The organism is Pantoea sp. X-Soil-MYKO-1785, assembly GCF_059730675.1.
This window is the reverse complement of the sequence record NZ_AP036000.1, coordinates 3,454,603-3,468,792: the sequence shown is the minus strand read 5'-3', so window position 1 is coordinate 3,468,792 and position 14,190 is coordinate 3,454,603. Positions and strand designations below refer to the sequence as shown.

Annotated in this window: 12 protein-coding genes; 9 read left to right on the top strand and 3 right to left on the bottom strand. The window is 59.2% G+C overall.

Annotated features, from left to right (window positions below):
• Positions 1-24 precede the first annotated feature (24 nt).
• Positions 25-561 (top strand): PadR family transcriptional regulator, encoded by a 537-nt coding sequence (locus AC6I8D_RS16400; protein ID WP_497820482.1) that lies wholly within the window; start codon positions 25-27, stop codon positions 559-561.
• Positions 562-595: 34 nt separating this feature from the next.
• Here AC6I8D_RS16400 and AC6I8D_RS16395 read toward each other — a convergent pair whose 3' ends face one another.
• Positions 596-892 carry an Rdx family protein gene (locus AC6I8D_RS16395; RefSeq protein ID WP_312053017.1) on the bottom strand — a complete coding sequence of 99 codons (297 nt, stop codon included), beginning with the start codon at positions 890-892 and terminating at the stop codon, positions 596-598.
• Between the two features lie 238 nt (positions 893-1,130).
• Between AC6I8D_RS16395 and AC6I8D_RS16390 the strand changes: the two genes are divergently transcribed.
• The 6 genes from AC6I8D_RS16390 (at position 1,131) to AC6I8D_RS16365 (ending at position 7,756) form a co-directional block, all read left to right on the top strand.
• The gene (locus AC6I8D_RS16390) at positions 1,131-3,503 is read left to right on the top strand and encodes a TonB-dependent receptor domain-containing protein (RefSeq protein ID WP_497820481.1); all 2,373 of its coding nucleotides are present in this window, start codon (positions 1,131-1,133) and stop codon (positions 3,501-3,503) included.
• Positions 3,504-3,553: 50 nt separating this feature from the next.
• Positions 3,554-4,585, top strand: coding sequence for a hemin-degrading factor (locus AC6I8D_RS16385; protein ID WP_497820480.1), 1,032 nt, complete (start codon positions 3,554-3,556; stop codon positions 4,583-4,585).
• A complete protein-coding gene (locus AC6I8D_RS16380) occupies positions 4,582-5,406 on the top strand; it encodes a heme/hemin ABC transporter substrate-binding protein (protein ID WP_312053014.1) in 825 nt (274 codons plus the stop codon). The genes AC6I8D_RS16385 and AC6I8D_RS16380 overlap by 4 nt, the downstream gene beginning before the upstream one ends.
• A complete protein-coding gene (locus tag AC6I8D_RS16375; RefSeq protein WP_497820479.1) occupies positions 5,396-6,391 on the top strand; it encodes a FecCD family ABC transporter permease in 996 nt (331 codons plus the stop codon). Before AC6I8D_RS16380 ends, AC6I8D_RS16375 begins: the two co-directional genes overlap by 11 nt.
• On the top strand, positions 6,388-7,164 hold the full coding sequence (locus tag AC6I8D_RS16370; RefSeq protein WP_497820478.1) for a heme ABC transporter ATP-binding protein: 777 nt from the start codon (positions 6,388-6,390) through the stop codon (positions 7,162-7,164). The genes AC6I8D_RS16375 and AC6I8D_RS16370 overlap by 4 nt, the downstream gene beginning before the upstream one ends.
• Positions 7,165-7,258: 94 nt before the next feature.
• The gene (locus AC6I8D_RS16365; protein WP_312053009.1) at positions 7,259-7,756 is read left to right on the top strand and encodes a CinA family protein; all 498 of its coding nucleotides are present in this window, start codon (positions 7,259-7,261) and stop codon (positions 7,754-7,756) included.
• 39 nt (positions 7,757-7,795) lie between these two features.
• On the opposite strand, the gene acuI is transcribed toward AC6I8D_RS16365, so the two are convergent.
• Positions 7,796-8,779 (bottom strand): acrylyl-CoA reductase (NADPH), encoded by a 984-nt coding sequence (gene acuI, locus AC6I8D_RS16360; protein ID WP_497820477.1) that lies wholly within the window; start codon positions 8,777-8,779, stop codon positions 7,796-7,798.
• Between the two features lie 283 nt (positions 8,780-9,062).
• Here acuI and AC6I8D_RS16355 point away from each other — a divergent pair, with 283 nt between their 5' ends.
• Positions 9,063-9,281 carry a hypothetical protein gene (locus AC6I8D_RS16355; RefSeq protein ID WP_497820476.1) on the top strand — a complete coding sequence of 73 codons (219 nt, stop codon included), beginning with the start codon at positions 9,063-9,065 and terminating at the stop codon, positions 9,279-9,281.
• A gap of 96 nt (positions 9,282-9,377) precedes the next feature.
• Positions 9,378-11,531: an ornithine decarboxylase gene (locus AC6I8D_RS16350; protein WP_497820475.1), complete on the top strand. Its 2,154-nt coding sequence runs from the start codon at positions 9,378-9,380 to the stop codon at positions 11,529-11,531.
• 1,571 nt (positions 11,532-13,102) lie between these two features.
• Here AC6I8D_RS16350 and mltC read toward each other — a convergent pair.
• Positions 13,103-14,182 (bottom strand): membrane-bound lytic murein transglycosylase MltC, encoded by a 1,080-nt coding sequence (mltC, locus tag AC6I8D_RS16345; RefSeq protein WP_312057605.1) that lies wholly within the window; start codon positions 14,180-14,182, stop codon positions 13,103-13,105.
• Between the last annotated feature and the right edge of the window lie 8 nt (positions 14,183-14,190).

Genomic DNA, 14,190 nt, shown 5'->3' with positions numbered 1-14,190 from the left:
CCTTTTCTTCTCCCCGGGCAGGCAATGAAAGACCATTCAGCATCTTCATCTGGCGATCAATCCACGCGCGCGGGCGGTTGCGGCAGCCGGCGTAAGCGTCGGGAAAAAATGCTGGAGGCGAGTGATATTCGTCTGCTGATGCTCCATTTTCTGGCGCAGAATGCCGCGCACGGCTATGAGCTGATCAAGTCAGTGGAAGAGTTGTCGAAAGGGGAGTATTCGCCCAGTCCGGGCATCATTTATCCCAATCTGACGCTGCTGGAAGAGATGGAGGCGATTGAGGTGGTGGACGCGCAGGCCACCCGCAAAGCCTACCGGCTGACCGGGGCTGGCGAGACGCTGCTGGCCGCCAACCGCGACCAGATTGCCAGCCTGATCGGGCGTTTATCGTCACTGGCTATTCTGGTCAACAACCGCAGTATTCCGGTGGTTGAACAGGCGATTTACGAACTGAAAATGGCGCTTAATACGCGACTGGCGCAGCAGGATATCTCCGAGGCCGCGCTGCAGACGCTGATCGCGGCACTGCAGGACGCGGCAGAAAAAATAACCCGTAGCTGACCTTCTCCCCCTTTGCGGGTAGCCAGCCGGCGACTTAGCTTACTTCAGGTTTGTGCTTATCAATGTGGCCCAGCGTACGATCCGGGAAACAGATGTCACGCACCCGCTGCTTCAGGCTGGTGGCGTCAGGAAAGCCGCCGTCCCGTTTACGCTCCCACAGCAGATGTTCATCAAGAGTAATCTCGAAGATACCGCCGGTGCCCGGCCTGAGCGTCACTTCCGCCAAATCGTCAGCGAAGGTGTGCAGCAGTTCCTGTGCCATCCACGCTGACCGCATCAGCCAGTTGCATTGCATACAGTAGTGGATAACGACCACAGGTTTTTGTGCCATAACTCTATTCCTTTAACGTATTGATAAATTACCGGTTAATTGTAGTTAACAAACTGTGCGCTGCAAAATAGAGTTAAATGTAAATAAGATTGATAATGATTATCAATTGCATTAAATTGCGGATCATAATTTATATTCAGAAATAAGTCCGGTTTTTACGGCTTTGATACAGAGCCGTTTTGATGATGCCAGCAAGCAAGTGAGCGAATACTAACAATTAATCAGGTAATTCGCGCCCATGTCACGACTTTTTCAGGGATTGACGCAACTGCGTCGGTGTAAACTGGCGTTACTCGCCTCTGCCATCCAGGCCACCTGCAGTTATGCCGCCGGGAGCGAATCTGCTCCGCTGGCGCGCACCGATTACAGCCAAAGCCAGGCCGAAACGGTAATGATGGTCACGGCACCCGAAATCAAAAAAACGGCAGGCAGCAAAACCAGCCTGTCGGCAGCCGATCTGCAACGGCGCGGGGCCACCGATTTTGGCTCAATCATGCGTTATGAACCGCTGATCAGCGCCACCGGCGCGCAGGGGGGATCGTCTGCCGGCAAGAGCGGCTTCGATCGGGCGGGCTATACCGGCTATAACATTCGCGGGCTGGAAAGTAACCGCGTCGGGCTGGACGTGGATGGCATCCCGTTACCCCAGGCAACCGGTCGCAGTTACGTCGGACGTGCCGGGCTGGACAGTTTTGGCATTGGCCGGGACTACATCGACCCTTATCTGTTTGGCCGCATCGACATTGAAAAGGGCGCCACTGCGGTTGATCAGCCCAACACCTCGATTGGCGGCAATGTCTCGTTCCGCAACAAATCCCCCGACGATTACCTGCGTCCCGGCAAATCGACCTATTTTGGCTACCAGAGCGACTACGACTCCGCCAACCGCAGCTGGCATAACGGCCTTACCGCCGCGGCAGGCGACGATGAGCTGCGCGGTATCTTTGTCTACAGCCGCCGCGACGGCCAGCAAACCCGCAATAACAGCGACACGCTGGATGCGTATCCTGCTAACTGGCACTCCGACGCCTTTATGAGTTCCGGTATCTGGCAGCCCAACGATGCGCATCAGCTGAGCGCTACCGTTGACTACTACCACAAAACCAATCACAGCCATTACGACAGCTGGGATACCTCAGGCAATACAATCTGGGGCACCGCACAGCAGCAGAGCGATACGCGCCGCTGGGGCATCAGCCTTGCTGATGAATACACTCCTTACAATGAGATCATCGACAGCCTGACCAGCCGTATTTACTGGCAACAAACTGAGGCGCACGACAATACCCTGATGCCATCAAGTGCCACTGCCTGGCAAAACGTCTATTCCGATTACAACAGTGACACCTACGGTTTCGACACTCGGGCGACCAAAACCCTGGGACGTCATGAGCTGAGTGGCGGATTGAATGCGCGGCAGGTGGATACCGAGCGGCCGTTCCGTCAGTCGCCGGCCCCCAGTGTTTACAGTGTTATCATGCAGCCGCAGGCCAACAGTCGCAGCTATACGCTGGGCGGCTATCTGCAGGACAGAATCAATTTTGATGCTGACGGACATAAAGCGGCGCTGATCCCTGGCGTGCGGGTGGCATACCAGAACACCAAACCACGTGATGTCGGAACGCTGACCACCAACAGCAGCGTTCTCGATGCCAGTGAAGTCTCCGCGCTGTACGGTTCGGCCAACACCGATACTCAGGTGTTACCGTCGATCGCCTTCCAGTACGATCTCACGCCTGGCCTGATGACCTATCTGCAATATACCCGCGGGGCGCAGTTCCCCAACGACAGCCAGCTGTATGGCTCATGGAACCTCGGCTCCAGCTATGCCGGCCCCGCGCAGTATGCGCTGATTGGCAACCCGGATTTAAAAACCGAGACCAGCAATAACTATGAGTGGGGCGTGAAAGGCCAGCTGACCGACGGCATTACGGTCAATGCCGCGGCGTTTTATAACGACTACAAAAACTTTATCGCCTTTACCCGCTACAGCCGCGCGGCAAATCCGGGTAAGTTCGTTAATGTCCCCGGCAACATCTACACCACTTACCAGGCGGAGAACCGCGACAAGGCGTATATCTACGGCGCGGAAATCATCAGCATAGTGAACTTCGGCAGCTGGTTCCGGCAGGTGGATGGCCTGAGCGCCAGGCTGGCGTTTGGCTACACCCAGGGAGCGGCAAAGTCGAGCTACCTCGGCGACCGCTACATTGACCTGGAGAGCGTGGCTCCGATGAAAGCGATTGTCGGACTGGCCTGGGATGACGAGGCGCGCGGCTATGGCGCGGCCGTCACCGCCACCTTTGTTAAAGGCAAACAGGCCAGTGCCACCAACCGTAACAGTTATGCCAACAGCGGCGGCAGCCTGACAGAGTCCAGCACCGACTATATGCGGGTGCCCGGTTACGGCATGGTGGACATGACGGCTTACTGGCGGATGACGCCACAGGTCAGGCTGAGTGGTGGGCTGTATAACATCACCGATCGTAAATACCGGGATTACCTCAGCAGCCGTGAACTGACCAGTGCCACCCAGCAGGAACGCAACGATCAGGCGCTGGCGGTGATGCCGGGCCGTACTTTCCAGTTGGGCGTTAACGTCGATTTCTGATCATTGATACCCGGCGCTGATGCCGGGCATCACCATGGGAGCACCTCATCATGAATTCTGTTTACCAGCACTACCTCGCCCTGAAAGGCGAACAACCGAAAAAATATGCCCGTGACCTTGCGGCGTTGATCGGCATCAGCGAAGCGGCGCTGTGTGAGGCACGAATCGGGATAGATGCCCGACGGCTGAAGTGCGACTTTCCGGCACTGCTGAAAGCGCTGGAGTCGGTCGGCCAGACCAAAAGCATTACCCGTAACGCCTATGCCGTTCATGAACAGCTGGGCGAGTATAAAAACCTGCAGCTCGGTGCCCATGCTGGCCTGGTGCTGAACCCGCGCGCGCTGGATCAGCGTCTGTTTGTCGCCCAGTGGCGCAGTGCGTTTGCCCTGCAGGAGCAAACCGCACAGGGCGAACGGCACAGCATTCAGATTTTCGATCGCCACGGTGATGCGGTACTGAAGATCTATGCGACCGATCAGACCGACCGGGCGGCGTGGCAGGCGCTGATCGTCGCGTTTACCGAGGTCAGTGCGCCGCCGCTACAGGTGGAGCCGGTCGCTGCCGTCGCTCACAACCCTGCGGTCGATGCCGCCGCCGTCGATCGCGAATGGCGCGCCATGACCGACGTTCATCAGTTTTTCAGCCTGCTCAGGCGGCATAACCTGTCGCGCCAGCAGGCGTTCCGCGCTGCCGGTGACGATCTGGCCTCGCAGACCAGCAACGATGCGCTGGCGCGTCTGTTGCAGATGGCGCAGCAGGCGGGTAACGAAATTATGATTTTTGTCGGTAACCGGGGCTGTACCCAGATTTTCACCGGCGCGATCGACAAACTGGTGCCGCTGGAAAACTGGCTCAACGTCTTTAATCCTCACTTTACCCTGCATCTGATGGCGGACCAGATCAGCGAAAGCTGGATCACCCGCAAACCGAGTGGCGACGGCTTTGTCACCAGCCTGGAACTGTTTGCCGCCGACGGCACGCAGATCGCCCAGTTGTACGGGCAGCGTAATGAAGGCACGGCGGAACAGCGACGCTGGCGCGAGCAGATCGAGGCCCTGCGCGCGGCGGGAGCAATGGCATGAAATGGCTGAGTCTGCTGGGCCTGTTGCTGGTGCTGCCTGCGCTGGCGGCGGAGCGGGTGGTATCGATTGGCGGTGACGTCACCCAGATTATCTATGCGCTGGATGCCCAGCAGCAGCTGGTGGCGCGCGACAGCACCAGTCTGCATCCGGCGCTGGCCACCCGGCTGCCGGATGTTGGCTACATGCGCCAGCTCAATGCCGAAGGGATTCTGGCGCTTAAACCGACGCTGGTGATCGCCAGTGCGCAGGCCAGGCCGTCGCGGGTACTGCAACAGATTGCCCAGGCCGGGGTGCGCGTGGTCACGGTCAGCGGCGAGAACAGCCTGCAGGCGATCCCGCAAAAAATTATCACTATCGGCCAGGCGCTCGGCCATCAGAACGAGGCGCAGGCACTGGCACAACAGATGACGCAGCAGATCGGCCAGCTGCCACGGCAGACGCTGCCGGTAAAGGTGCTCTATATTATGGCCAACAGCGGCATGAAATCGATGGCCGCGGGTCAGCAGACCGCTGCCGATAGCGCCATCCGCAGCGCCGGGCTGGAAAATGCGATGGGCAGCGTGCCGCACTATCAGGCGCTGTCGCAGGAAGGGGTGATCGCTGCCGCGCCGGACCTGGTGGTGATGGGTGAAGAGGGGTTGCAAACTATCGGCGGCGAACAGCGTTTGTGGCAGCTACCCGGTCTGGCACTGACGCCAGCTGGTCAGCAGCATCATTTACTGGTGATCGATACTCAGGCACTGCTGGGCTTTGGTCTGGATACGCCGCGGGCCATCCTCCGGTTACGCCAGGCAGCGGAATCTCTGATGCATGAACGGTAATACGCTGCGCGGTCTGGCGCTGATGGCCCTATTGTTGCTGGTATCGATGGTGCTGGCGGCCAACCTTGGCGCGATGTCCCTGTCGCTGCGCGCCCTGTGGCAGGCACCGCTCAGCGATATGATCTGGCAAATCTGGCTGAATATCCGCCTGCCGCGCGTACTGCTGGCGGTGCTGATCGGCATGGCGCTGGCGGTGTCGGGCGCGGTGATGCAGGGTGTGTTTCGCAACCCGCTGGCCGATCCGGGTCTGCTCGGCATCAGCAGCGGTGCCGGACTGGCGGTGGCGCTGGCAATCATTGTTCCGCTGGCCCTGCCGCCGTCGCTGGCGCTGTGGCTGCCGATGATCGCCGCGTTTATCGGCAGCCTGCTGGTGACGCTGCTCATCTTCAGCTTCAGCGGTCTGGCGCGCGGCAATCTGTCGCGACTGCTGCTGGTGGGCATCGCCATTAATGCGCTGTGCGGGGCGGCGGTCGGTGTGCTGTCGTGGCTGAGCAACGATCAGCAACTGCGTCAGCTGTCGCTGTGGGGAATGGGCAGCCTGAGCCAGGCACAATGGCCGGCGCTGCTGATTTGCGCGGTGCTGATTTTACCGGCGCTGCTGCTGTTACAGACCGGGGCGCGCCAGCTGAATCTGCTGCAGGCGGGGGAAGAAGATGCCCATTACATGGGCGTTGATGTGAAACGCACTCAGCACCAGTTACTGATCCTCAGCGCGCTGCTGGTCGGCACCGCGGTTTCGGTCAGCGGGGTGATCGGCTTTGTCGGCTTAGTGGTGCCACACGTGATGCGTTTTTGTCTTGGCAGCGATCATCGCTGGTTGCTGCCCGGTTCAGCGCTGGCCGGGGCGATCCTGCTGCTGCTGGCCGATACCCTGGCGCGCACGGTGGTGGTGCCGGCGGAGATGCCGGTCGGCCTGCTCACCAGCCTGATTGGCGGGCCGTGGTTTCTCTGGCTGATCCTGCGTCAACAGCGAGGCATCGAATGAACGAATTACTGCAGGCCACGGATCTCTGTTTATTCCGCGACGGCAAGGCGATTATCGATCGGCTTGACGTGACGCTGGCGGCCGGTGAGATGGTGGCGCTGATTGGCCCCAACGGTGCCGGTAAATCGACATTGCTGCGCCTGCTGACGGGTTTCCTGCCGCCCGATCGGGGTGAATGTCGCTTGGGCGCAACCCGGCTGGCGGACTGGTCACGCCATCAGCTGGCACGCCGCCGGGCGGTGATGCGTCAGCAAACCCAGCTGACCTTTTCTCAATCCGCCGAATCGGTGGTGGCAATGGGACGTGCGCCCTGGCCGGAGGCCGGAAGCCGGCAGATTGTGGCTGAGGTCATGCAGCTGACCGGCTGTGATTCGCTGGCCCAGCGCGACTACCGCCAGCTTTCCGGCGGCGAGCAGCAGCGGGTGCAACTGGCGCGGGTGCTGGCACAGCTGTGGCAGGATGGCGCGCCGCGCGGCTGGCTGTTTCTGGATGAACCGACCTCGGCGCTGGATCTCTTCTGGCAGCAGCAGACGCTGCGTTTATTGCGACAGCTCACCCGGGCCGGTGAGCTTAGCGTCTGCGCCGTGCTGCACGATTTGAATCAGGCGGCGTTATGGGCCGATCGCATCCTGCTGCTGCACGCCGGCAGGCTGGTGGCGCAGGGTACGCCGCAGGCGGTGATGACGGAAGCGACGCTGACCCGCTGGTATCAGGCTGAGTTGCAGGTCACGCAGGGTGCGAGCGGACAGCCGCATATCCAGCTGCGGGTTTAGGCCGTTTCGCTTTTAAAACATTGTGTTGCGAGGCTCTGTGTTGCCAGTTTTGCGCCATACTTGTGTTCCTGGGTGAGTTATTAAGGAGACAATAATGGCGCAATCATTAGACCAGACCGCTCAACAACTGGGTGAAATTTTACTCTCTTCCGGACTTCATCTTGCTACTGCCGAATCCTGTACCGCCGGGTTAATTAGCATGACGCTGGCGGCGGTGGAGAACAGCGGCAACTTTTATACCAGTGGCTTTGTGACCTACAGCGAGAATGCCAAGGTCCGCCTGCTGGGGGTTCGTCCCTCGACGCTGGAGCAGCATACGGCGGTCAGTGAACAGACGGTGCGGGAAATGGCGCAGGGGGCCTGCGCGCGCTCCGGCGAGCCGGTCGGGCTGTCGATCAGCGGCTATGCCGGGCCTGATGGTGGTGAAGATGGCACGCCGGCGGGCACCATCTGGTTCGGCTGGGTATTGCCGAATGGCCGTGATGATGCCGAGTGTCATCAGTTCAGTGGCGATCCCAAATCGGTAATGGAGCAGGGCGCGCAGTTTGCGCTGGCAGGCCTGATTAAACGACTTCAGCTGCCGGTGGAATAAAGGCGCAATGCTGCGCCTTATCCGACAGGTGTAACCGTTTTAGCGACAGTCGACGATCAGGCGGCCACGCACTTTGCCCTCCAGCAGGTCCTGAGCCCCCTGGCGGGCTTCGCTTAAGGGGATCACCTGCGTCAGCTGGCTCAGCAGATCGCTATCAAGTAATTCTCCGAGCCGTTGCCAGGCTTGCTGGCGCAGCGGGATCGGAGACATCACACTGTCCACGCCGGCCAGCGTGACGCCGCGTAAGATAAACGGTGCAACGCTGGTCGGCAGATCCAGTCCCTGCGCCATTCCGCAGGCGGCGACCGCGCCGTCACGCTGGGTCGCGGCCAGCACGTTGGCCAGCGTGTGGCTGCCGACGCTATCTATCGCTGCCGCCCAGCGCTCTTTCATTAACGGCTTACCGGGCTGGGAGAGTTCGTTGCGGTCAATAACTGAAGCCGCACCCAGCGTATCCAGCAGATAAGCGTGATCGCTGGCGCGTCCGCTGGAGGCGATCACCTGATAGCCGAGCCGGGCCAGCAGGCTGACGCTAAAGCTGCCGACGCCGCCGCTGGCACCGGTTACCAGCACCGGACCGCGATCCGGCGTAATTCCCTGTTTTTCCAGCGCCATCACGCACAGCATCGCGGTCAGGCCTGCGGTGCCAATCGCCATGGTTTGCAGCGGGCTGAGCGTAGCGGGCACCTCTACCAGCCAGTCGCCGGTCACGCTGGCTTTCTGCGCCAGGCCACCCCACTGTTTTTCGCCCACGCCCCAGCCGGTAAGCAGGGCGACGTCGTCCTGTTGCCAGTCGGGATGACGGCTGGCGGTGACCCGTCCAACAAAGTCGATACCCGGAACCATCGGAAACTGACGCACGATCGGACCTTTATTACAGATCGCCAGCGCATCTTTATAGTTCAGGGATGAGTAACTGACGTCGAGAGTGACATCGTGGTCGGGCAGTTGAGATTCGGGAAGATCTTTCAGCAGAGAACGGTAACCCTGTTCGTCATTTTCAATGACCAGTGCCTTGAACATGCAGCCTCCGGCAAAATAGGAAAGAGGGAAATAAGTTTACGCCTGCTGGCGTGATTACGGTAGGGACAGGGCCGCTAACGGCTGGCCGCGCCGCTCTCCCCGCCGGCAACGCTGAACGGATTAGCGAAGGAGGAGTGCATAAATCAGCATATAATTCAGTTAATTAGTCGAATATTTCAGGTTTAATTTTATTTAAATCAATTAAAACAATAGCTTGTAATTTTAGCAGGTTGACTAATTAATTGCTTTCTGCGGCTTGTTCGCGCCAAAAAAAGATGACATCATGACCGCCACTTTTTTGCACCCGCTTATCGCTTTCAGAGGACGTTGCCATGTCCGGTTCACCGCGCACTCGCTCTGGTTACCGTTCGTTGTTTCCGGCTTACGCCCGATTATTCTCCGCTCCGCCGATCACGTTCTGCATCACCATGCGGTGAGGCGAGTCTGGCGCTGGCTGCTGGCTATCGGTAAAGATGTCGTATTACCGATCATCGGTGGCTGAAAGCAGCCGCATGCCCCTGTTTGACATTATCCGCCGGGGAGATCTCCCCATTGCTGTGCCTCTGGCACTCACGCCCTGACGTTAGGGATTTGCCTTATGACCCCACTGAAAATTGCTGCCAGCGCCGCGGTGGCGCCCAATCTTACTCTTAACACTGCGCGCGACGTGGTGACGCTGGATAACACTGACTTTACCGATGTTGCGGCGGTGGTCGTCTCACTGGCGGATACCCGCAGCGGCGTGCTGGCCCTGTTGCGCCACACCGGCTTTAATCTGCCGGTGTTTGTGGCTAACGCGTTTGAGGAAGAGGTGATGCACCTGCCTGGCGTCAGCGGTGAGCTGAACGGTGAACCGCAGGACTGGATCGCGCTGGAAGCCGCCGCGCAGGCGTATGAAGCGGCTCTGCTGCCGCCGTTTTTCGAGACGCTGACCCGCTATGTGGATATGCAGAACAGTACTTTCGCCTGTCCGGGGCATCAGGGCGGGGCATTCTTCAAAAAGCATCCGGCGGGCAAACAGTTCTATGATTTTTATGGCGAGAACCTTTTCCGTTCTGATATGTGCAATGCCGACGTCAAACTGGGCGACCTGCTGATTCACGAAGGATCGGCTAAAGATGCGCAGAAGTACGCGGCAAAGGTGTTTAACGCCGATAAAACCTACTTCGTACTTAACGGCACCTCCAGCGCCAATAAAGTGGTGACCAATGCGCTGCTGACGCGCGGCGATCTGGTGCTGTTTGACCGCAATAACCACAAATCGAATCATCACGGTGCACTGATTCAGGCGGGTGCGACGCCGGTTTATCTTGAAGCCGCGCGTAATCCTTTCGGCTTTATCGGCGGCATTGACGCGCACTGCTTCGATGAGGCTTATCTGCGCGAGCAGATCGGCAAGGTGGCCCCTCAGCGTGCCGCAGAAGCGCGTCCTTTCCGGCTGGCGATTATTCAGCTGGGCACCTACGACGGCACGGTTTATAACGCGCGTCAGGTGGTGGATCGCATCGGCCACCTGTGTGATTACATCCTGTTCGATTCCGCCTGGCTCGGCTATGAGCAGTTTATTCCGCTGATGGAAGGCTGTTCGCCGCTGACCCTGACGCTGACTGAAAACGATCCCGGCATTTTTGTCACCCAGTCGGTGCACAAGCAGCTGGCGGGCTTTTCGCAGACCTCGCAGATCCATAAAAAAGATAACCACATCCGTGGTCAGCGACGCTTTTGCCCGCATAAGCGCCTGAATAACGCCTTTATGCTGCACGCCTCAACCAGTCCGTTCTATCCGCTGTTCGCCGCGCTGGACATCAACGCCCGCATGCATCAGGGTGAGGCGGGACGGCGGATGTGGGATGAGTGCGTTACGCTGGGGATCGAGGCGCGTAAAGCGATCCTTGAGCGGTGTGAGATGATCCTGCCGTTTGTGCCGGAAACGGTCGATGGGCAACCCTGGCAGGCGGCCCCGACTGAGACGATCGCCCGCGATCTGCGCTATTTCAGCTTTGAACCGCAGGCCAACTGGCACGGCTTTGCGGGTTATGCCCGCGATCAGTATCGTGTTGATCCCTGCAAGCTGCTGCTGACCACGCCGGGCATTGATGCGGCGAGCGGTGACTACGCCGGGTTTGGCATTCCCGCCACTATCCTGGCGAACTATCTGCGTGAGAACGGCATCGTGCCGGAGAAGTGCGATCTTAACTCGATCCTGTTCCTGCTGACGCCAGCCGAAAGCCCGGAGAAAATGGCCAATCTGGTGGCGATGCTGGCGCAGTTCGAACAGCACGTTAAGGAGGATGCGCCGCTGGCTGAAGTGTTGCCGACGATTTACCGCAAGAATGCTCAACGTTATGCCGGCTATACCCTGCGCCGACTGTGCCAGGAGATGCACGATCTTTATGTCAGCCACGATGTGAAGAGCCTGCAACGGATGATGTTCCGCGAAGCAGGTCTGCCGCCGGTGGCGGTGAATCCTCAGGATGCGCATCAGGCGTACATTCGCGGAGAGGTTGAACTGGTGCCGATCGCTGAAGCCGAAGGGCGGATTGCTGCAGAAGGCGCATTGCCTTATCCACCGGGCGTGCTCTGCGTGGTACCGGGTGAAGTGTGGGGCGGGGCGGTGCAGCGCTACTTCCTGGCGCTGGAAGAGGGCGTTAATTTACTGCCGGGCTTCTCGCCGGAATTGCAGGGAGTTTACACCGAAGAGGACGCCGCAGGGCGTAAGTATCTGGTGGCTAACATGATGGTGGGCCGCTGACCTGAGCGTGGGCAGAGGCGGGTAGCGGCCCGCCGGGCCTTTTGTCCGCTGTGCGAACGGGCTATGAAAGGTTTTCGTTCGCCGGCTGGCTGCGGTAGTTTCAGTTTCGCCGCTGCCGGCGACCGACAAGGGGCCGCCAGTCGCCGCGCCCCCTTGACCCCGGGCTCCGGCCTGCTTCACCGCCGCTTCGCGGTCCCTTCGCCTCTTCCGGATTTCTTACGGAACGCCAGGACGCGCCATCCGTGGCGCGATCCCGCCTCTTCGCGACATCCCTGTCGCTCGTCCTGAAATCCCTCATCGGCTTAGCGGTTCTGACGGCCTCCTAACTTCTCGCTGTTATCTCTTTTTTTCTTTGTTTGGTGCTGCGTTGCTGTGGGGAGTGAGCAATATTACTTTCAGCGTTGCTGTTACGTTCAGGGACGTTAGCCGCCAGAAAAAGAAAGCATTCATCCACCGCTGCCAGACGTTTTAGAAACCACAGACGGGGGGCCAGAAATGTTCGCGGCGCGAACGGGCTGATAAGGTTCCGTTCGCCGGGCGGTAGCGGGCTGGATATTCGCAGCGCGAATAGGCGCTGAGAGGTTTTCGTTCGCCGGCTGGCAGCGGCAGTTTCAGTTTCGCCGCTGCCGGCGACCGACAAGGGGCCGCCAGTCGCCGCGCCCCCTTGACCCCGGGCTCCGGCCTGCTTCACCGCCGCTTCGCGGTCCCTTCGCCTCTTCCGGATTTCTTACGGAACGCCAGGACGCGCCATCCGTGGCGCGATCCCGCCTCTTCGCGACATCCCTGTCGCTCGTCCTGAAATCCCTCATCGGCTTAGCGGTTCTGACGGCCTCCCTAAACCCCCTGCTGTTATCTCTTCTCAAAAGATTCAGTATCTTATCGCTGAAGATTTTCGGGATTGTTTTTGGCTTTCAGGCCAGCAGACGACACTTAATCCCAGAAAATAAAAGATATAACAGGCGGGGGGTTGTGAGAGGCGTCCGCCCCTTGACGCGACCGCCTGCTCAGGCAGGCTGAAACTCCCCACCGCCCGGCGGGCGTAACCTGCTCTATGTCAGCCCACAGCCATGTGAAACCCTGCTTTATGCCAGACCAGCCAGAGGTCACTCTGCACAGCATGCACCTGCTACAAAGCGCACCGCCGCCAGGCGTAAGCCACCAGCCACCAGGCAAAACCAGTCCATATAAAAGAAAGAGAGCTTACAGGCGAGGTTTTACCAGAGGCGTCCGCAGCGCTGAGGAACAACCGGAGGCCAGGAGAGCCGACAGGAGGTCGGCGAAAGGACGGATCGCGCCAGGGATGGCGCGTCCGGCCGGTCCGTCGGCCGCAGGGAGTGACGAAGGGACCGCGCGAAGCGTGGCGCGCAGGTAGCCGGACGCCAGGATTGTTAAGGGGCGGGCGGCCGCCCCTTGACGCGTCCGCCTGCCCGGGCAGGCTGAAACTTCCCACCGCCTGGCGGGCGAAACCCGCTCAATGCCAGCCCGCCGCCGGGCGAAACCCGCTCAATGCCAGCCCACAGCGGGCGAAACCCGCTCAATGCCAGCCCGCCGCCAGGCGAACCCACCTGCTATCAGAATCCACGATAACTACGCTGCGCGGTACTCACCTTATACAGATAGCGACGTGACTCCGCCGAAGGGTGCTGGCTGGTCAGGGTCTGGTAAACCTTGTTCGGTGACATGTTGTTGATCATCGAAAACGCGCGATCTTTATCGCTGGAGAAGACCCGCAACACGCTGCCTGCACCGCCATTGTAGGCGGTGATCACCGCATAACGGCGTGATACCGGGTCCTGAATGCCGCCCAGATAACTGCGCTGCAGCAGCGACAGATAGGCCGTACCGGCATCAATATTGTTCTCCGGATCCAGCAGATAGCTGCGGCTTGGTTTACCCCATTTCCCTTTCATGCGGAACACATCGACCCCGGCGGTATGCTGCACCACCTGCATCAGACCCAGCGCATCGGCGTGGCTGACGGCGTAAGGGTTAAAGCTCGACTCGGTCTGCATGATCGCCAGAATCAGCGAGGCATCGACGCCATACTGTTCCGACGCTTTGCGCACCATCGGCAGATATTTGTGCGCACGCTTATCCAGATGGTTAGGCACCATCGGAATCGAGACCGAGTAGATCACATGCAGACCCGAGGTACGGCGCTGCAATTTATTCTGGATCAGATAATCGGCAAAGGCTTCGGCGCGTCCCTGCCAGCGGATCGGCTGGCCGGTGTTGTCGAGCACCTGACCGTAAAGTAGCGGCTCTTTACTGATCACAATGTCATTGGCGTCGGAATAGAGATCGACGTTGCCCGGATCTTCGCCAATCAGCAGCGTGGTGACAATCGCCTGACGCAGGCTGGCCATCGGATCGGTGCCCGCGATGGTCTCAATCGTCAGCTTACCGCTTTCGAAGTTGATGTGGCTGCGGGTGTAATAATTGTCGCTATATTTGACGTAATCTTTCGGCCCGGCGATCAGGACCTCATTAATACCCCAGATATTCTCAATGTTGTGGGCAAACTGGCCCATCAGAATATCGAAACCGTTGGTGTCTTTTACCCAATCTTCATGAAACTGCTGTTTTTTTTGTCCGGAGCAGGAAACCAAAAGTGGTGCCATCACCAGCAAGGCGATCAATTTTTTGTTCATTGGGAATG

Coding starts and splice junctions, on each gene's coding strand:
- AC6I8D_RS16350 (WP_497820475.1), top strand. CDS start 9,378: ATGACCCCACTGAAAATTGCTGCCAGCGCCGCGGTGGCGCCCAATCTT.
- AC6I8D_RS16370 (WP_497820478.1), top strand. CDS start 6,388: ATGAACGAATTACTGCAGGCCACGGATCTCTGTTTATTCCGCGACGGC.
- acuI (WP_497820477.1), bottom strand. CDS start 8,779: ATGTTCAAGGCACTGGTCATTGAAAATGACGAACAGGGTTACCGTTCT.
- AC6I8D_RS16375 (WP_497820479.1), top strand. CDS start 5,396: ATGAACGGTAATACGCTGCGCGGTCTGGCGCTGATGGCCCTATTGTTG.
- AC6I8D_RS16400 (WP_497820482.1), top strand. CDS start 25: ATGAAAGACCATTCAGCATCTTCATCTGGCGATCAATCCACGCGCGCG.
- mltC (WP_312057605.1), bottom strand. CDS start 14,182: ATGAACAAAAAATTGATCGCCTTGCTGGTGATGGCACCACTTTTGGTT.
- AC6I8D_RS16390 (WP_497820481.1), top strand. CDS start 1,131: ATGTCACGACTTTTTCAGGGATTGACGCAACTGCGTCGGTGTAAACTG.
- AC6I8D_RS16385 (WP_497820480.1), top strand. CDS start 3,554: ATGAATTCTGTTTACCAGCACTACCTCGCCCTGAAAGGCGAACAACCG.
- AC6I8D_RS16380 (WP_312053014.1), top strand. CDS start 4,582: ATGAAATGGCTGAGTCTGCTGGGCCTGTTGCTGGTGCTGCCTGCGCTG.
- AC6I8D_RS16355 (WP_497820476.1), top strand. CDS start 9,063: ATGACCGCCACTTTTTTGCACCCGCTTATCGCTTTCAGAGGACGTTGC.
- AC6I8D_RS16365 (WP_312053009.1), top strand. CDS start 7,259: ATGGCGCAATCATTAGACCAGACCGCTCAACAACTGGGTGAAATTTTA.
- AC6I8D_RS16395 (WP_312053017.1), bottom strand. CDS start 892: ATGGCACAAAAACCTGTGGTCGTTATCCACTACTGTATGCAATGCAAC.